Source organism: Oryzisolibacter propanilivorax (assembly GCF_900103645.1).
Classification (GTDB): domain Bacteria; phylum Pseudomonadota; class Gammaproteobacteria; order Burkholderiales; family Burkholderiaceae_C; genus Melaminivora; species Melaminivora propanilivorax.
In genome coordinates, this window is sequence record NZ_FNHP01000007.1 from 40,108 (window position 1) to 57,007 (window position 16,900).

The window sequence follows — 16,900 nt, forward strand, 5'->3', positions numbered from 1 at the left end:
CGCTGCTAGCTCAAGGATAGCTTTGGACTGCGCCCAATCTCCCAGGACACTCCACCGCTGCGGATCGTGGCTGCAAGTGGCTGCCCTAGCCTCTGCTCAATCACCGGCTTCCACGGCACCAGAGTAAACCCCATGCCGTCATCGAGCATGGCGTAGCGCCCGCTGGCGAGCATGACGCTGCGCCGGTAGATGCCGGCCACGCGTTGGCCGTCGGTTCCCGGACGATGCTCCAGCCCCGTTTCCGCAGCGATGTCCTTGGCGGCCTGCACCAGTTCCCGATTGCGCAGCGTGCCGAGCAGGTTGCGCGCCAGGATCACGCGCTGCCCGCGCCGCTCGGCCAGCCCCTGTTCGGCCAGGAAGTCGGCACGCTGCTGCATCGCCTGCTTGGCCTCTGCGCCAAAGCCCAGGTCGCCCAAACCGGAACCGCCGCCAATCAACTGCTGGTCGAGCCAGGTGGCCCCGATCACGCGGGCCTGTCGCTCGAGGGGCAGGTGCGATTTCAGCTCCACGGCCACGCCGCCCAGGCGCTGCGCTTCGTAGCGGCGGCCCTGCTCGGGCAGGTCGCCCGGCACCTTCCATAGCCCCTCCGCCACGCGCTCCACGATGCCGGCCCGGCGCAGGGCTTCCAGCCGGCGGACGTGGGCTGCAACGACTTCCTGCGGATCACGGCCCGGTACGGCCTGACCCTGCGCGACGGCCAGGTGATGGTCGGTGCGGTACAGGCCACCGCTCGCCAGCGCAGCGATGTTCCTGTCGGCGGCGCGCACGTCGGCCGACCCCGTCACCTCCACCACGGCGCCGGTGGGATAGTTCGCCAGCTCGTCGCGGGCGTTGAGCGCGATGTAGTGCGCCTTGCCGTCCACGCCGTCGATGACCAGATAGCCCCGGTCGCGCAGCTCGTCGGCCAGCCCCTTCGCGGCCACGCGGCCGAGAATGGTTCGGCCATCGTCGCCCGGCTCGAACACCGCCAGCTCGCGCGGCTCGCCGCGCATGGCCCGCTGCATGGTGCGGATGATGTCGCCACGCTCACCCAAGGCGCGCAGGGTCTTTTCCGCATCGGCATGGACGGCCCAGGTGCCGGGCTGCGTCTCATCGGCCAGGCCCAGGCGCTGCAAGCGTTGCAGGCGGCCGATCAGCAGCAGGCGCTGGCGTTGCAGCCGGGGTTCGTTGAGCCGTTCGACATGCACCAGGCCATCGTCGCCGGCCTCGCGCTTCAAGGTGCGATCCAGGCTCGTCCACCGCTCTTGCTCCACCTCGCGCTGCAACGTCTGCTGGATCTCTAGCTCGGTGCGCGGCCCCAGCCACTCGGTCGCCAGCTCGGCGGCACGGTGGCGGAAGCCATCGGCGATGTAGTCGCCCGCGATGATGAGGTCTTTGCCGGTGTCGTCGCACCCGCGCACGACGATGTGCGTGTGCGGGTTGTCGGTGTTCCAGTGGTTGACCGCCACCCAATCGAGGCCCGTGCCCAGGTCGGCCTCCATGCGGCCCATGAGGTGCCGCGTGTAGGTGCGCAGGTCTTCCAGCTCCGCGCCATCCTCGGGCGAGAGGATGAAGCGGAAATGGTGCCGGTCGTCGGCGCAGCGTTCCTTGAAGGCATTGAGGTCGGCGGTGTCGGTCTGCGGCCCGTAGGCTTGGCCCGGCTCGCCGTCACGGCCCACGCCATCGCGCTCGATGTAGCGCAGGTGCTTGGTGAGCGACTGCGGGCTGGCCCGCTGGTGATTCACCAGCAAGGTCTTGATGGTCGCGCGCCGCGACATGGGCGCCAGCTTCGCACCCGCGAAGCGCGCTGCCGTGTGGCCGCGCCCGAGGCGCGAGCCGGGCCGCTGGCCGGTGCCGCGCGCCGATGCCGGACGGCGTACCGCGGACTTACCGCTGCTGGCCTTGCCCGCCTGCTTGAGCACCTTGGAAACGAAGCTCTGCCCCTGGCCCTTGCCCCGGTTCTTCGGGGCGCTGGGGCGCACGCGGAAATCGTCGTCGCGGCGGTCGGTCATGGCCGCGCTCCCTGCAAGCTCTGGCGTGTCCTGTCGTGCGAAGCACGCGGATATGCCCGTACTAGCGCGGGCCTCGCGCCACACGCGGCACAGCGGCGAAGCCGCTCCGTGCTGCGCCAACCCCACGTGCAGACTGGCTTTCGACGCGGCCCGGTGCCGCGTCCTTTTGTCTTGCCTTCCGCCTTTGCCCCTCGCTGTCGCTCCGGGCAGCGGCGGCCCGGCGGCGCTGCTGCGTGAGCAGCCAGCGCGCCGGCGAACGCGGCGACGGCCATAGGCCGGCAGCGTTCGAGGCAAGACGCCTGCACATGGAAAGGCAGCGCGAAGTGCAGCGCGGATGCGCTCGCACTGCACGCGCAACGACATGCGGAAAGCCACCGGATCGGCACGCCCGATAGCACGATGATGCGCAGCGAATCGGCGACGCTCATGGGCGCTTCTCCAGCCAGACCGGGTGCGCGATGCCAATCACGGCGGACGCGCGCACCGGCCCGAAGTACCGGCCATCGAACGATGCCGGGTTGGTCACGCTCAACAGGAACAGCTCACCCGGTTCGAGGCGGCGGCACTGCTGCCAGGATGGCAGCGGCCGGCCCCAGCGGTCGGCGCGCAGCACGGCGGCCGAAGGCACGCCGTCGATGCGGACGATGCCACCAGCGATGCACACCTCCTGCGGCGCGACGGCCCCCACGCGCTTGAGCAGCGGAACGCCCGTCGGCAGGTAGCCGCGTCGCGCGGCCAACGCGGCGGCATCTGGCGGCAGCGAGGCCAGGACGATGCTGCCCACGCGCAATGACGGTGGCAGCGAACGTGGCGGCGAGCCGGGCCGATGGCGCAGCGGATCGACGCGATACCAGCCCACGGGAACGCTGTCGGACGGGTTGTAGATCAGGCGCGGGAATGGATGCACGAAGGACGCCCAGGCCAGCGCAGCGAGGCCGCAGGCGGCGAGGCCCGCAAGCACGATGCGAGCGCGCAGGCGCGAGCGAGGACGCGGCGCGGTGCCGCCAGTGGAAACGGCGGTCATGGCAGCACCCTCCCGGCCAGCCAGGCGGCGTGCCGTTCGGTGGTGTAGTCGGGCAGCGGCAGGCGTGCAGCGAGCCGGTTGGCGAGCGTGCGCCAGTACGCGGGCGAGGCATCGGTCGGTGCGATGCCGCGCGCCTCGATGGCGTCGATGCGTTCCAGCACGGCGCGCACTTGCCCGTCGCCCTCGGCGTGCAGCAGCAGGCGTGCGCCCGGCTGCACGCCGGGGATGCGCTGCGCCGCGTCCAGCGGTGTGCAGGCTTGCATCACCATGAGCTGCCAGCGGATCGTGCCGTAGTCATTGGCCTGCCAGCGGATGCGGCACAAGACCGCGTTCGGCAGGAACACGGCGCAGCGCCGCCAGCGGTCGAGCCGCACGATGCGCGCCGGCTCGCCGAAGCGCAGATAGAGGTCGAAACGCTGGTCTATGTAGGCCAGCGCCACGCGCGTCATCGGCGCGCTGGCAGGCTGGCCGATAGGCGCAGCCAGTGCAGCCGTGGCCGCGACAGCGGCAGCGGCAGGCGAAGCGGATGCGGTCATGGTGTGTTCTCCCTGTGGTTCTCGGGAAACTCCCGTTCGAGCAGGCCGCGCAGCAGGTCGGCCACGGTCACGCCCTGGCCGAAGGCGGCGATCTTGATGCGCGCCCGCAGCGCGGGCGTGATGTCGAGGGTGAGGCGGGCCGTGTAGAGGTCGCCCTTGCCCAGCGCATCGGCATCGCCCTGGCGAATCCACGCCTCGGCGTGCGGATTCGCGGGCGGACGCGCACCGATGCCGACGCGCTTTGCGCGAAGTGGCAGCTTCGCGGTCATGTCGTCCACCGCAGCAGTTCGTCCACGAGCGCGGTGATTTCCCGTGCGGCGGCGCTGTCCGGTGCCGTCTCGCGTGCGAGCCGTCCAGCGGCCACGCTGTCGGCGAACACGATGCGCTGATGCACTTCCGCGCGCAGCGCAGGAAGCGGCTGGTCGGCGAGCGCCTGGCGTGCTTCGCGCCCGATCACGGTGGTACTGACGCGCCGGTTGATGACGAAGGCCGCGCGCAGCGCAGGCCGAAAGACTTGCGCCTCGCGGATCAGCGCCACCATCTCGGCACTGGCCCACAAGTCGTAGGGGCTGGGCTGCACCGGGATCAGCACGCGATCGGCCGCCAGCAGCGCGGAGCGCGCGAGGGCAGCGATGCGCGGCGGCCCATCGATCACGACGTGATCGGCCCGCCTGGCGAGCTCTGGCGCTTCCTGATGCAGCGTTTCGCGTGCGAGGCCCACGGCGCTGAATAGCCGTGGCAAGCCTTGCTGGCTTCGGCGCTGTGTCCAGTCCAGCGATGAACCCTGTGGATCGGCGTCCAGCAGCACGACGTGCTGGCCGCGCATCGCCAGCTCGCCGGCGATGTGGGTGGCGAGCGTGGTCTTGCCCACGCCGCCTTTCTGGTTGAGCAGCGCGACGATCATGGCCTTGCTCTCCATGCTGGAAAGCCTTGCCTTGATGCACTGGCAAAAACGGTTTTCTGGTGGCGGGTTTTGCCCGCCGTTTGTGGCCGCGTGGCGGTTGCCCACCGCGACGGCGTTTCTCTACTACAAGTTAGAGAATCTAAGTTAGGTAAGTTAAGGGAGGCCGAAACCCGCGCCGTTATTGGCTTAGCGGCCGATTTTGTTGCCTGATAGCACGAGGATTCGTTGCCTGATAGCACGATACCTCTGTTGCCTGATAGCACGAGCCCGTCCACAGGATTTGGCGCGGTTATCCCCGTGCCGTCGACGGCACGGGCCTGAACGTGAGCAGCGGCGAGGAAAGACCGGACACGGAGTCGATGCCCAGCAGATAGCCCGGCAAAGCTTGCCGCGCCACCAGTGCCCGCAGGTCGGCGGCAAAGTCGTAGTAACGCGCCACACTGCCCGATTTGCGGTACAGGTGTTGAAAATCGAACTGCCAGCCGCCTTCCTGCCGGCCGCCGTGCTTGCGCACCAGCCGGTACAGCCACCGCTCGATGCCGCCCGTCAGGCGGAAATACGCCGGGTCGATGGTCAACACCAGGGCGGCATCCACTACGCCGGCATAGAACCAGTCCGGCAAGATCATCTCCAACCCCAAGGGCGTGCCCTTGGTATCGGCCAGCTCCTTCCACTCGTTGATCCACGAGAAGCGATGCAGACGCCGCCCAGTCATCTCGCGGATCGACGTCGCCACCGTGGTCGATTGCAGGCGATCCAGGGCCGCCTTGAGGCGCCGGTAGTCGCGCAGCGACGTACCGCGCCCAATGAAGCGCAGGATTTCGTAAGGCGTGGCCTGCATCAGCCGCGACGGGCGCAGGCCCGCGTCGCGTGCTTCCACGATCTGCGAGGCCGCCCAGATCAGCACGTCCGCATCCCAGATCGTTGCGATGCCGTGCTCGGCCGTGCCCTCCACGCGGATCGTGACGTTCGATGCCTGGAAGTCGATCGGTGCCGTGCGCCGCGACTTCGCCAGCGAGAAGAACGGAAAGGCCATCAGGTCCTGGCTGTCGCGCGGCGCCATGTCGCCCGGCAAGGCGCGGAACAGATCGAGCTGTTCGCGCTCTTGCGAAGGTTTGGACAGGGCGAAGGCCACCCGCGCACCGCCGATCAGCGCGCACGACTGTCCGCCGCGTGTTGCTCGGCGTATTCAGGATCAGAAGTGCTCTCGAAGCTGCGATCCGCAGCCCAGGCATCGAGGTCGGCCACGGCGTACATGACGCGCCGGCCGAACTTGCGAAAGCGCGGGCCGCCGCCGATCACGCGCTGCTTTTCCAGCGTGCGCGGCGACAGGCGCAGGTACTCGGCGGCTTCGTCGTTGGTGAGATAACGCTGTGGCTGTGCGGCAGCGGGCGAAGCAGTGGCGGCAGGCTGCAAGGGAGCGGGGCGCATGGGGTGAACCTCCATCGGTTTTGAAGCTCCGGCTGCACAGCGCAACCGGATGGAGGCAGTCTCAGAAAACAAAGCTCTCCTGCTCAGGGACGTTTTGCAGTGGATGCAGAACGTCCCTTCTCAAGCGGTGCGAGCTGTGCTAGGCGGCGATAGCCGCCGCGCATCAGCGCATCGCCGCGCCGCACCAGGCGACGCACGCGGGCGCGCAGGTCGCCGTCGGCATGCCAGTCGGCCGCCACGGCATCGGTGCCAAACAGTCCCTCGGCGACTTCGCGCAAGGACGCGCCCGCCTGGGTCGCGTCGAGCGCCTGCAAGGTGTGTAGTTCCAGCAGCGCAGCGGGCGGCGGGCGGGGCTTGGCTGCGGCCAGCTCTGAACTGGGTAGCCCATGTCCATGTGCGGGCGTGGCAGCGCCGCTACCACCATTTCCGCGATTGGCATAGGCGACCGCCATGCCGTCCTCCAGGCCGGGCGCCAGCGCGAAGCGCACGCAATGGCCAGGGCTGCGCGCGATCAGCGCCAGCCCTTTGCCGTCATGCAGCAGTTGTTTGTAACCAGGGATGTGCCAGAACGCGAAGGCCGCCGCATCGGGCGGCGGATCGGCGTCGGGGTGGAGCTGCACCACGGCATCGTGGCCGGGTAGCCAGGCCGGATGCGCGTCGCGCGCATCCAGGGCCGGGTCTTCCAGCAGACGCAAGCCCCAGCGAAGCGCCGCCTGTTGCGCCGCTTGCGGCCGGCGCTGGCGGCGCAGCCAGTCGAGCCGGTAGTCGGGATGGCGGCGCAGATACTCCCAGGCCAGTGCGAGCGTGTCCAGGCACAAGATGTAGAGGTACGCGGCGGTTGGATACCAATGCGCAAGATGGTGCGGATTGCCCATGACTGCCAAGCTCCCGTCGAACAGCAGGAACGTCGTCACGGGCGTTCAAGAACGGAGCTACCGCGTCCACATCAAAACATCATCCGAATCTGTTTAAACTGTAACATCAAGTGTCAAGACTGATTGGCTCCGGGGTATTGCGCAATGCGTCCGAATACGACGGCCGCGCAGTCCAAAAACGTCACGCGGCACAAATCAAGGTGCCGCAACCCGCGCCAAAGATCGTGGCCATTTTTGTCTCAAATGCCCTGTTTCGGTGCAAGAGTGCGAATTGAGACCGGGCAAATCCGAATTCCGACGGAAATAGTCTCAATACGCCCGGCTGCGCCGGAACGCGATTGGCTTAATCGACAATGCCGCCGTTCTCCTGGGCCAGCCGGACATATTCCGACAGGGGCCGCGCCGCCTGGAAATACCGATCCCGCATCACGGGCTGTTGGCGCGGCCCGACGATGGATGCCAGGTCGGACAGCTTCACGGTGCCCAGCTCGGGCATCCCCAGGCCCAGGTCGATCAGGCCGTAGGCCGTATCGCCGTCGGCCGGATCGAGCGAAGCGAGCAGCCAAGTGAGGTGTGCGTCCGGGGTAAACAGGCGCACCACCGGCAGCGGGTCGCCGGCCTGACCGTCGGCACGGGCTTGGCCGTGGGCCAGCAGACGCTGGCGCTCGTCCTCGGTGATAAGTGGCTTCATGGTGTCCTATCCCCAATTCACAAATCCGCCCAAGCGTGAAAACGCAAAGCCGCATCGAAGGATTTCGGAAAAAGCACGATTGTGATTCCGTGGCTTTGCGCCTTTGTGCAAATCCGCGGAAGCACGGATGCGGATTTCCGTAAAAACGCAAAACAGTGAGATGTCGGTGAAAGAGTTAAAGATAAAGTGGTTTTAATTGTGCTGCGACTTGACGCTTCTGTCTATGCAGAAGCGACCCATTCAGCGCGGCCGACCGGCCGGCGCCACCACCTACGATGCCGAGTTGGCGCAAGCCTTCGGCGCGGCGGTGCGCGCGTTGCGGACGGAACGCGGCATAGCGCAGGAATCGCTGGCGCACCTGGCCGGCATCGAGCGCTCGCACATGGGCAAGGTCGAGCGCGGCGAGCACATGCCCACGCTGGCGATCATCTTCAAGATCGCCGGCGCGCTCGAATGCAGCACCGCCGTGCTGATGAGCGAGGCCGAAAGCCAGCTCGCGGCAGCGGCCCACCCGTAGGCGCTGGCCGTGCCGATCCGGCGCAGCCGGTTCGGCGGTATCGAGGGGCGCCAAGCTGTGCGCGGCGGGGATAGCCCACAGGGCTTTCCCCTGGAGGCAAGCGAAGCGCGCAGCGCCGCAGGCGCGAAGGCGTGAGGAATTGGAGCCGGATGGCCGTGACGGCAAAGATGGCACGGGGCGCAGCCCGTAAAGCCCGGCGGCGCACCGCGCCGACACGCCATGCCCTGACAGCAGCCACAGACACAAATCTGAGACAGGGAAACGCAGCCCGCTATAGGGCACTGCCTGCTGCTGCCGCGTTCGGGACGAACGAACAGCGCAGCGCCCCGCCGTGTGGCGGGGCGCTGCGGGCGGCGGTCACGCCGCCTGGGGCTTGCTGCGCGACCAGATCAGGTCGTGCGTGCCGTCCTCGCCTTCGATCAGGCGAGCGTAGACCGTGGCCGGGAACGAAGGATCGTCGAGGGTCACGGAGATGTACTCCCGCCCGGCCTCGCTGGTCTTCTTCCACGCCGCGCCGATGTCGTGGCTCGCCGCCTGCAGGCGGAAATCGGGGGCCTTCTCGTTGTCGCCCTTGTCGTTGGGAACCAGCTTGACCTTGACGTTGAGCGTCAGGGTGCGAAGCGTGCCGGTGAAGCCGTCTTTGTCTGCGGTGAAGGTGCCGATGGTGGCCATGATGATTTCTCCTTTCGGTGGAACAAGGTTCGCGCCCATCGCGTCCTTGTTGTGATCCGGCCGGCGGGGGACGGGCTGGCTGCACCGCTTGCGGTCGCAACGCAGTGGAGAGCCGGGAGGCGAAAAGAATTTGTCCCGCGAGGAATGCGCGCAGCGCAGGGGAAATTGTTTTCGCCGGACGGTTGCAGCCATGAAGCCCGAGGCGCAGCCGCGCCACCGCCAGGATTCACAACAACACAAGGACGCCTTGGGCCGAACCGCACCGCAAGGAGATAGGGCCAACTCGGCATCCCCGCATGAAGGCGGCTCCGGCTCGTCCGCTGACGCGGGCCAGGTCAACCACCCGACGACAAACGAGAACGCCCCCGCCGCATCTTGCGGCGCTGGTCTTGAGGCGTAGCGTGGAAGCTCCATAGCGATGCCGGGCGGGTTGTCCGTGAACCGTCCTTCGTGGACGTGATGGGCAGGAACCGCCAGCGTTGAGGACGGCACGCATTTGCACAACCTGCCGCAGCAAGCTCTGGCGTGTTCGCCAGCGTCCCGCTCACCGCAGCGGGGCGCTGGCCGGGTCGATCCGGCGCATGCCGGTTCGGCGGTGTCGAGGGGCGCCAAGCTGTGCGCGGCGGGGATAGCCCGCAGGGCTTTCCCCTGGAGGCAAGCTAAGCGCGCAGCGCCGCAGACGCGAAGGCGTGAGCAACTGTCTTGGAAGTCAAGCCTCTCAAGCGTGCTGGCTTGATCCAACGTAGGCCATTCTTTCTTTTATTCAATGATTGTTGTATCATTGAATAATGAACGAGGCCCAAGCTGTTTCCGCCCTCGGTGCACTGGCCCACACCCAGCGCCTACGCGTGTTCCGCGCCCTGGTCATCGCCGGCCCCGAAGGGCTCACGCCCAGCGTGCTGGCCGAGCAACTTGACGTGGCCCGCAACGCGCTCTCCTTCCACCTGAAGGAGCTGGCCCACGCCGGCCTCGTCACCATCGAACAGCAGGGCCGCAACCTGATCTACCGCGCCGACTTCACCCAAATGAACGGGCTGCTCGGCTACCTGACCGAGCACTGCTGCCAGGGCAACGCGTGCGAAGTCACCGATTCCTCCTCCGCCTGTATCTCCTGCTGAAAGGATCACCCCATGAAGCGCTTCCACGTCCACCTGCACGTCGATGACCTGAACCGCAGCATCGACTTCTATTCCCAATTGTTCGCCGCGCAGCCCGCGCGCGTCGAAGGCGACTACGCGAAGTGGATGCTCGAACACCCGCCGGTGAACTTCGCCATCTCCACGCGCGGCGCCAAGCCGGGCATCGACCACCTGGGCATCCAGACCGACGATGCCGAGGAGTTGGCGGCGCTGAAGGCTCGTGCCGAGGCAGCCGACATGGCATTGCTGGACGAGGGCTCCACCACCTGCTGCTACGCGCGCAGCGAGAAGCACTGGATCACCGATCCGCAGGGCGTGGCCTGGGAGCATTTCCACACGCTGGGCAACATCCCGGTCTTCAACGAAGCGGTGCCTGCAGCGGATTCCGCCTCTGCCTGCTGCACCCCGGCGCGCGGCAAGCCGGTGGGCGTCGCGGTAAAGCCGGCTTCCTCCTGCTGCTGATGTGAGATGCCCATGTCCACAGAAAAAACCTACAACGCTCTGTTCATCTGCACGGGTAATTCGGCCCGCTCCATCCTGGCCGAAGGCATCCTCAACGAACTGGGCCAGGGGCGATTCCGCGCCTACTCGGCGGGCAGCCACCCCAAGGGCGAGGTGCATCCGCTGGCGCTCGCCACGCTGGAGCGGCTGCACATGCCGACCGCTGGCTACCGTAGCAAGAACTGGGATGAATTCGCGGCGCCCGGTGCACCGGAACTGGATTTCATCTTCACGGTCTGCGACAACGCCGCCGGCGAGGTCTGCCCCGTGTGGCCGGGACGCCCGATGTCTGCGCATTGGGGGGTGTCCGATCCCGCAGCCGTCGAAGGCACCGACGAACAGAAGCGCAAGGCGTTCACGGATGCGGCGCTGACGCTACGTCGGCGCATCGAGCTGTTCCTGTCGCTGCCATTGCAGCGTCTGGATGCCATGTCGCTGCAGCACGAGCTGCGCAGCATCGGTACGAAGTGAGGCCTGCGCGATGAGTGTTGGAACCCAAGCGGCCGGCCACACGCCGGCCACCTCCACCATGAGCGTCTTCGAGCGTTACCTGAGTGTCTGGGTGCTGCTGTGCATCGTCGCCGGTATCGCGCTGGGCCAGCTCGCGCCGGGCGTGTTCCAGGCCATCGGCCGCATGGAGGTCGCCCAGGTCAACTTGCCCGTGGGTCTGCTGATTTGGGTGATGATCATCCCCATGCTGCTCAAGGTGGACTTCGGCGCGCTCGGCCAGGTCAAGCAGCATTGGCGCGGTATCGGTGTGACGCTGTTCATCAACTGGGCCGTCAAGCCGTTCTCGATGGCGCTGCTGGCGTGGATATTCATCCGCCAAGTCTTCGCGCAGTGGTTGCCCGCCGACCAACTCGACAGCTACGTCGCCGGCCTGATTCTGCTGGCCGCCGCCCCCTGCACGGCCATGGTGTTCGTCTGGAGCCGGCTGACCGGCGGCGATCCGGTGTTCACGCTGTCGCAGGTGGCGCTGAACGACACCATCATGGTCTTCGCTTTCGCGCCCATCGTCGGCCTGCTGCTGGGCCTGTCGTCCATCACCGTGCCATGGGACACGCTACTGGTGTCGGTGGCCCTGTACATCGTCATTCCGGTGATCCTCGCGCAGCTCTGGCGACGCGCGTTGCTGCGCCGAGGCCAAGCCGCCTTCGATGCAACGCTGGAGCACATCGGGCCGCTGTCGATCGCGGCGCTGCTGCTGACGCTAGTGCTGCTGTTCGCCTTCCAGGGCGAGGCCATCATCCGCCAGCCGTTGGTGATCGCCATGCTGGCGGTGCCGATCCTGATCCAGGTGTTCTTCAATTCCGGCCTGGCCTACTGGCTCAACCGCAAGGCGGGCGAGCAGCACAGCATCGCCTGTCCTTCGGCGCTGATCGGCGCCAGCAACTTCTTCGAGCTGGCCGTGGCCGCCGCCATCAGCCTGTTCGGTTTTCAGTCCGGAGCGGCGTTGGCCACGGTGGTCGGCGTGCTGATCGAGGTGCCGGTGATGCTGCTGGTGGTTCGGATCGTCAACCAAAGCAAGGGCTGGTACGAGTGTGGCCAGAACCCAGCCCGCAGATAACCAGGACATTTCCCATGAGCGATATCACGATCTATCACAACCCGGCCTGCGGCACCTCGCGCAACGTGCTGGCCCTGATCCGCAACAGTGGTGAGGATCCCACGGTCATCGAGTACCTGAAGACCCCGCCCGACCGTGCCACGCTCACAGCGCTGATCGCCGCCATGGGCGAGCCGGCGCGGGCCGTGCTGCGCGAGAAGGGCACGCCCTACGCGGAGCTGGGCCTGGATGACCCCAAGTGGAGCGATGACCAGTTGATCGACTTCATGCTTCAACACCCCATCCTCATCAACCGGCCCATCGTGGTCACGCCGCTGGGCACACGCCTGTGCCGCCCGTCGGAGGCCGTGCTGGACATCCTGCCGCAACCGCAGCGCGGCGCCTTCAGCAAGGAAGACGGCGAAGCCGTGGTGGACGCGCAGGGCCACAGGGTCTAATACCTTCCGCGCAGCAGTCGAGGCCGTCTGCAATCCCCATTTCAGGCCGGCGCCAGTTGGTCATTCCATGGCCGCCCGGTTCTGACCATGGCATCCATGCTGACCAGCAGCTTGCGCATGCAAGCCACGATGGCTACTTTCTTCGGCTTGCCAGCCGCCAGCAGGCGCTTATAGCACTGCCGTATCACGGCGTTAAAGCGCATGGCGACGATGGCGGCCATGTACAACGCACTCCTGACCGTGGCCTGTCGCCGCAAATGATGCGTTTGCTGCGAGCCTGGCCCGAGCCCCGGTTCATCGGCGCAACACCCACCAGCGCGCAGATCTGCTTGGCCTTGAGCTGGCCAAGTTCCGGCAGCTCGGAGATCGGCGTCGCAGCCGTAGTCGGGCCAACGCCCTTGACGCTCTTGAGCAATGCGGCCAGGTCGGACTGGTATTGAATCAGATGCTGCGCAATCCTTCGATCCAGCATCTCCAGTTGCTTCACCAGCACATCCGTCAGTTCCGCAATATCCTGCACGACCTCCGCATGCGCCATGTGTTTGCGTTGGCGCTCGCTGACCAGCAAGCGCACCAACTGCCGACGCCGAAGAACCAACGCATGCAGGTGTTGTTGTGCCTGGTCTGGCATCGGTTTGATGAAGCGATCCCGATCAGGGCGCTGATTCAGCACCTGTGCCAGTTCCGCCAGCATCCTGGCATCCACGCTGTCGGTCTTGACCAATCGCCCCATTGCCTTGGCGAAGTCCCGAGCCTGCCGAGGGTGGATGACGACGACAGCGAATCCCGCAGCCTGGAGAGCGTAGGCACAGGCCAGTTGATACTGCCCGGTCGCTTCCATCACGATCAGCGAGACCTGATGGCTCTTCAACACTTCGATCAACGCTTGATGCCCGGCACCATCGTTGCTGAATATGGCCGTGGACTGCTCGTGCCCGATGGCTACATCCATGGTCTTCTTTGATATGTCGATACCGACTGCAATTTGATTGGCCATGATCCCCGCGTCCCTTCCTTGCAAATGCGAATGGCGTTCACGCAGCTGTTCGGGCTTTCAGAGATCGGGCGCAAGCATGCGCCCAGGACTCACGCACGGGCTCAAGAGGCACCGAGGGATGACGGGCTACATGCTGCGGCCAACCCCGAACCCTGACAGGTCCGGGCGTGGCGGCACTGCCGGACACGCACTTCAAAGATACAAGGGATTGAAGCCGAATGGCCGTGACGGCGAAGTCGGCACGGGGCGCCAGCCTGTAAAGCCCGACGGCGCAATGTGCCGGCACGCCCAAATTTCCATACCAACGACAGCTGGATTTAAATTAACAGTGGAAGATCTTGCTCTACGAGACTTATCAATTTTGGGGCGATCTGGCCACTGATCTTGACGCTACCATTTGCGGCAAACGCAATTTGCCCTCGCAGCCCACTCAATACGAGTTCAAAAACAGCAAGATCAACCTTGTACTTTAGACCAGAGAGAACATCCATTTTCTCAACCACCATCCCCTCTTTGGACACGAACTCCATTCGAGCTACAAGGTCATCAGCAAGAACTGCACCGACGACTTTCAGGCCTATAAGCCTAGAAGAATCGACAGAATTGAAAACGGAAGAGGGGCGCTCTTTGTCGAATGTCACCGGTTTCGCAGTGAACCCAATACCGACCAATGTTTCGAGCGCATTGAGGAGATCGCGTATATTTCTCCCTGCATTTTCAATCCTCAGGAAAATTAGATTGCCTAACTCTACAACCGCAAAATCGATAAAACTTACACTGTCTATCTGCTCGTAGGTCGGCGCCCCTTCGGAATTCAGTTTGGTTACGACGACTCGTGATCGCCAAAGATACCGATAGAAGGCACCGCCACTCGGTGCTCGCGCAAACCCATAAGTGGATCCAGGCTCGAAAGGACAATTGGCAACAATCGCTGCAAAATCCCGAGAGCGGGCTGGCAATTGAATACGAAACCACCGATACCTGATCTGCATCATTAGCTCCCGGTGTCAGCGCCCAGGAATTCAACCCGGAACGCCGCAACAAGGTCACGAGCTTTCGACTCGATGACACGCGAGAAGGCATCAATTTCATGCCTGTATGGCTGTCGTCGTCGGGTCGATATTTTCCCTTCTTCGACGGGAAATATACCACTCAAAATGAATGAGAAGCCCGTGCAATCCTTGAAGTCGGAGAAACCTGCCTCAATGTCGTAGACATTACCTGCACCCATGGTCTCGGTTGCGGTCCACCCCATCTTGATGATGTAGTAATTATCTACATCAAGGAGATCATTCAATATTTCCGAGCGACTTACGCCGTTGCCACGAAGAAAAACTCGCTCCACATGGGTCTCAGAACCCTCGACATCCTCATCCTCTCCGCTCTCGTCATCCTGCTCTGGCTTCGCCTTGAACACGTACACGTCAGTCACGTCACGCCGGACAAAGCCAGGCAATGAACTCGCCAACTCGTGAAAAAACTTGGATCGAAGCTTTGCCGATGGGATGTCAAACAACGCAACAACAACTTTAGTCAATGGCTCAGATGTCGATTTCTCAACCTTTGCCAACAACGTTTCTCTGACTCCGTTAAGGTAGTCGTTCTGCGTATTTCGCACAACATACCCTGTCGGGGATTTGACGAACTCAATGGTTCCGTCGCGAACTTGAACTTGCGAAAATTCGCTGCGCTTGTAATCGATCTGGGAATATTGAACTCGAATGCCGAGATTATCACCCTCTCGCGTCACTTGCACTGTGTCGCCGCTCGCCTCCATTTCTTTCTTCAACTGCTCAACGACGCCTTGCAGTTCATCGGTATCACTGACCCCTGATACATCCATTGACGTCGTGCGCTCACGTCTCGCGACGACCCCGAGTCTAGCCGCAATCTCCTTGTGGTCATAATAGTCGTGCGTCAACGTGGAGAAGTATTTGGCAAGGTCTTCTCGCGGTGTCTTCTTGCTGACCACGATATTGCGGCGTTGAAAAAGCCGAATGACAGTCGGTGTATCAACTTTATGTTGATTCAGCGCATCGAAGACATTTTTATCACTCGCATAGTAAAGCGATGGGCCATAAGCTCTCTTTTTTATTCCCGCCATCCCATATCTCCCGGATTGTACGTACTGGTAACGCTGGTGATTCTTTCAATCTGGATCTTCGCTAGAATTTCCTCGCGTGCAGGATCGAACCCCCAAGCCTTTACGTATTTTTTTTGCGCAGTGAGAAAGATAGATTTGAGATCATTGGGTGCGTCCGGGTCAGTGACACGCAGCAAAATTCGCTCACCGGACTCCAGCATCTGAAACCTCGACAAGCTGTCGAGAAAATACTCAAACTCTTCTGGACTGGATGCAGGCGCGTTGTAGTAGATGACGTAGCCCGCACTCTGATTATCCGTCGCAGTATGCTTGATGATGATGTACGGCGCAGTCAAGGTCTCTACAGTCGCCGGCTGCGCCCAAACATCCCCCTGTCGCCGAGACATCACCAAATCAGGGTAATAAAACGTGTACGTTTGCGGTAGTTCACCTTCGCCTTTCAGGCGGAGAACGTCGTTCGCTATGCTGTACAGCCGTTGAATATCTTTTGGTCCAAGGTAATGAAGCTGAGTTCCAGGTGCCACAGGAAGTGCTTGTAAATCGACTTTATCGATGGCTTCATAAAATGGCTTGTCGTAGCCATTGTCATGATTGTGAACGAATAGCAGTCCACGAACCTCATATGCCTCTGATTCGTCAACGGAATATTTTGATCGCCAAGAATCTGAGCCTCGCGCACAGTCAATCGTCATGCACAATGATTTAAAAGCGCTGCGCAATCTAGTAGAATTAATTGAGTCAGCGGCGTAGCTCTTTAAATCGGTGTGAAGATAAACTGTTTTTCCCAAATATGGGTCTTGATACAGAAAAACCACATCACCTGGGTGGGTCACCTTTGGCTTTCCACCTTCGCCAAGATGCTTCTCATTTGAGCACTCGAAGTTGTCATCCATCTTGGGATGAATTCCCCACAAGAAATGCTTCAAAATATCCTTTGAAAGCCTTGGTGCGATTTCACCAATGTTTATTGTCTCCGCCACAACTCCTCCTTCTTGTTGGCTGCTACGGAGGCCGGGGCATCATCTATGCCCTGCCACCAATAGGCAGGGAAATTAGAGCATATTCCAGATGTGCGATTGCACCACGGAGCTCCATTCTTTAGGGTAGGAGGTGTCCGAAGGCCCCGCGCTACACTGTGATGCCACCAACGCCGCCGCCAGAGCCACAGCCAAGGCGGCAGCGTTCTGATTCAGCTGTTGGCCTTGAACACCGGGCGCGGCCACCGCCGCGCCCAGATTTGCGTTTCACCGCGCCCAGGGCGGAACGGCCTGGGCGCGGTGCTGATCGCGTTATTCCTTCGTCTCGATGAGCCACCACACGGGACGCGGCAAGGCACGGCCCGTGATGGGGTGAATGTCGGTCAGGTCGGCGCGGGCTGACCAGCCCGAGGGCGAGCGGTAGCCGCGCACGTCGCCATCGCCGTGCCAGCGGCGGGCGCATACCGTGCCGGGGGCGTAGATCGCCGCCATGTGTGGGCGGTTGGTGGTGTGGGTCATGGTGCGTTCTCCTTCAAG

The 16,900-nt window shown here is 63.5% G+C and carries 21 protein-coding genes and 1 pseudogene; 7 read left to right on the top strand and 15 right to left on the bottom strand.

From position 1 onward, the window contains the following. Positions 1 to 5 precede the first annotated feature (5 nt). The 5 genes from BLQ61_RS12245 to parA form a co-directional block, all read right to left on the bottom strand. Complete coding sequence (locus BLQ61_RS12245) at positions 6 to 1,991, bottom strand: relaxase/mobilization nuclease domain-containing protein (protein WP_091570680.1); 1,986 nt, start codon at positions 1,989 to 1,991, stop codon at positions 6 to 8. Positions 1,992 to 2,415: 424 nt separating this feature from the next. Continuing rightward, a complete protein-coding gene (locus BLQ61_RS12255; RefSeq protein WP_091570684.1) occupies positions 2,416 to 3,015 on the bottom strand; it encodes a S26 family signal peptidase in 600 nt (199 codons plus the stop codon). After that, positions 3,012 to 3,551, bottom strand: coding sequence for a DUF2840 domain-containing protein (locus tag BLQ61_RS12260; protein WP_091570687.1), 540 nt, complete (start codon positions 3,549 to 3,551; stop codon positions 3,012 to 3,014). The genes BLQ61_RS12255 and BLQ61_RS12260 overlap by 4 nt, the downstream gene beginning before the upstream one ends. After that, positions 3,548 to 3,820 carry a chromosome partitioning protein ParB gene (locus BLQ61_RS12265; protein WP_091570958.1) on the bottom strand — a complete coding sequence of 91 codons (273 nt, stop codon included), beginning with the start codon at positions 3,818 to 3,820 and terminating at the stop codon, positions 3,548 to 3,550. Before BLQ61_RS12265 ends, BLQ61_RS12260 begins: the two co-directional genes overlap by 4 nt. Then, complete coding sequence (gene parA / locus BLQ61_RS12270; protein WP_091570955.1) at positions 3,817 to 4,455, bottom strand: ParA family partition ATPase; 639 nt, start codon at positions 4,453 to 4,455, stop codon at positions 3,817 to 3,819. Before parA ends, BLQ61_RS12265 begins: the two co-directional genes overlap by 4 nt. Here parA and BLQ61_RS17385 point away from each other — a divergent pair. Next, the gene (locus tag BLQ61_RS17385) at positions 4,454 to 4,603 is read left to right on the top strand and encodes a hypothetical protein (protein ID WP_175488286.1); all 150 of its coding nucleotides are present in this window, start codon (positions 4,454 to 4,456) and stop codon (positions 4,601 to 4,603) included. The two genes, parA and BLQ61_RS17385, sit on opposite strands and share 2 nt — an antisense overlap. 141 nt (positions 4,604 to 4,744) lie before the next feature. Here BLQ61_RS17385 and BLQ61_RS12280 read toward each other — a convergent pair whose 3' ends face one another. The 4 genes from BLQ61_RS12280 to BLQ61_RS12295 all read right to left on the bottom strand — a co-directional run bounded on the left by BLQ61_RS12280 (position 4,745) and on the right by BLQ61_RS12295 (position 7,452). Further along, positions 4,745 to 5,518 carry a replication initiator protein A gene (locus BLQ61_RS12280; RefSeq protein WP_245704051.1) on the bottom strand — a complete coding sequence of 258 codons (774 nt, stop codon included), beginning with the start codon at positions 5,516 to 5,518 and terminating at the stop codon, positions 4,745 to 4,747. 86 nt (positions 5,519 to 5,604) lie between these two features. Beyond that, entirely contained in the window at positions 5,605 to 5,886 is a 282-nt protein-coding gene (locus BLQ61_RS12285; protein WP_091570692.1) for a helix-turn-helix transcriptional regulator, read from the bottom strand. 83 nt (positions 5,887 to 5,969) lie between these two features. Further along, positions 5,970 to 6,761, bottom strand: coding sequence for a DUF2285 domain-containing protein (locus BLQ61_RS12290; protein WP_091570961.1), 792 nt, complete (start codon positions 6,759 to 6,761; stop codon positions 5,970 to 5,972). Positions 6,762 to 7,104: 343 nt separating this feature from the next. After that, on the bottom strand, positions 7,105 to 7,452 hold the full coding sequence (locus BLQ61_RS12295) for a DUF2958 domain-containing protein (protein WP_091570695.1): 348 nt from the start codon (positions 7,450 to 7,452) through the stop codon (positions 7,105 to 7,107). Between the two features lie 223 nt (positions 7,453 to 7,675). On the opposite strand from BLQ61_RS12295, the gene BLQ61_RS12300 reads away from it, so the two are divergent. After that, positions 7,676 to 7,969 (top strand): helix-turn-helix domain-containing protein, encoded by a 294-nt coding sequence (locus BLQ61_RS12300; RefSeq protein WP_091570697.1) that lies wholly within the window; start codon positions 7,676 to 7,678, stop codon positions 7,967 to 7,969. Positions 7,970 to 8,326: 357 nt separating this feature from the next. Here the strand turns inward: BLQ61_RS12300 and BLQ61_RS12310 are convergent, their stop codons facing one another. Continuing rightward, positions 8,327 to 8,641: a DUF736 domain-containing protein gene (locus BLQ61_RS12310; RefSeq protein WP_091570701.1), complete on the bottom strand. Its 315-nt coding sequence runs from the start codon at positions 8,639 to 8,641 to the stop codon at positions 8,327 to 8,329. A gap of 788 nt (positions 8,642 to 9,429) precedes the next feature. Here BLQ61_RS12310 and BLQ61_RS12315 point away from each other — a divergent pair. Genes BLQ61_RS12315 through arsC form a run of 5 tightly spaced genes read left to right on the top strand, consistent with a single transcriptional unit; the run spans position 9,430 to position 12,285 of the window. Next, a complete protein-coding gene (locus tag BLQ61_RS12315; protein WP_091570704.1) occupies positions 9,430 to 9,759 on the top strand; it encodes an ArsR/SmtB family transcription factor in 330 nt (109 codons plus the stop codon). A 12-nt stretch (positions 9,760 to 9,771) separates the two neighbouring features. Next, complete coding sequence (locus tag BLQ61_RS12320) at positions 9,772 to 10,242, top strand: ArsI/CadI family heavy metal resistance metalloenzyme (protein WP_091570707.1); 471 nt, start codon at positions 9,772 to 9,774, stop codon at positions 10,240 to 10,242. Positions 10,243 to 10,254: 12 nt separating this feature from the next. Continuing rightward, positions 10,255 to 10,752, top strand: a complete 498-nt coding sequence (locus BLQ61_RS12325; protein WP_091570963.1) for an arsenate reductase ArsC — start codon at positions 10,255 to 10,257, stop codon at positions 10,750 to 10,752. 10 nt (positions 10,753 to 10,762) lie between these two features. Beyond that, a complete protein-coding gene (gene arsB, locus BLQ61_RS12330; RefSeq protein WP_091570709.1) occupies positions 10,763 to 11,848 on the top strand; it encodes an ACR3 family arsenite efflux transporter in 1,086 nt (361 codons plus the stop codon). Between the two features lie 14 nt (positions 11,849 to 11,862). After that, positions 11,863 to 12,285 (top strand): arsenate reductase (glutaredoxin), encoded by a 423-nt coding sequence (gene arsC / locus BLQ61_RS12335; RefSeq protein WP_091570711.1) that lies wholly within the window; start codon positions 11,863 to 11,865, stop codon positions 12,283 to 12,285. A 41-nt stretch (positions 12,286 to 12,326) separates the two neighbouring features. Here the strand turns inward: arsC and BLQ61_RS12340 are convergent. The 5 genes and pseudogenes from BLQ61_RS12340 to BLQ61_RS12360 form a co-directional block, all read right to left on the bottom strand. Beyond that, a pseudogene (locus BLQ61_RS12340) lies at positions 12,327 to 13,282 on the bottom strand (IS110 family RNA-guided transposase). A gap of 317 nt (positions 13,283 to 13,599) precedes the next feature. Then, positions 13,600 to 14,274, bottom strand: coding sequence for a hypothetical protein (locus BLQ61_RS12345; RefSeq protein ID WP_245704036.1), 675 nt, complete (start codon positions 14,272 to 14,274; stop codon positions 13,600 to 13,602). 2 nt (positions 14,275 to 14,276) lie between these two features. After that, positions 14,277 to 15,386: a hypothetical protein gene (locus BLQ61_RS12350; RefSeq protein ID WP_091570716.1), complete on the bottom strand. Its 1,110-nt coding sequence runs from the start codon at positions 15,384 to 15,386 to the stop codon at positions 14,277 to 14,279. Further along, positions 15,374 to 16,366, bottom strand: a complete 993-nt coding sequence (locus BLQ61_RS12355) for a PD-(D/E)XK nuclease domain-containing protein (protein WP_091570719.1) — start codon at positions 16,364 to 16,366, stop codon at positions 15,374 to 15,376. The genes BLQ61_RS12350 and BLQ61_RS12355 overlap by 13 nt, the downstream gene beginning before the upstream one ends. Positions 16,367 to 16,675: 309 nt before the next feature. Further along, entirely contained in the window at positions 16,676 to 16,882 is a 207-nt protein-coding gene (locus BLQ61_RS12360) for a hypothetical protein (RefSeq protein WP_091570721.1), read from the bottom strand. Between the last annotated feature and the right edge of the window lie 18 nt (positions 16,883 to 16,900).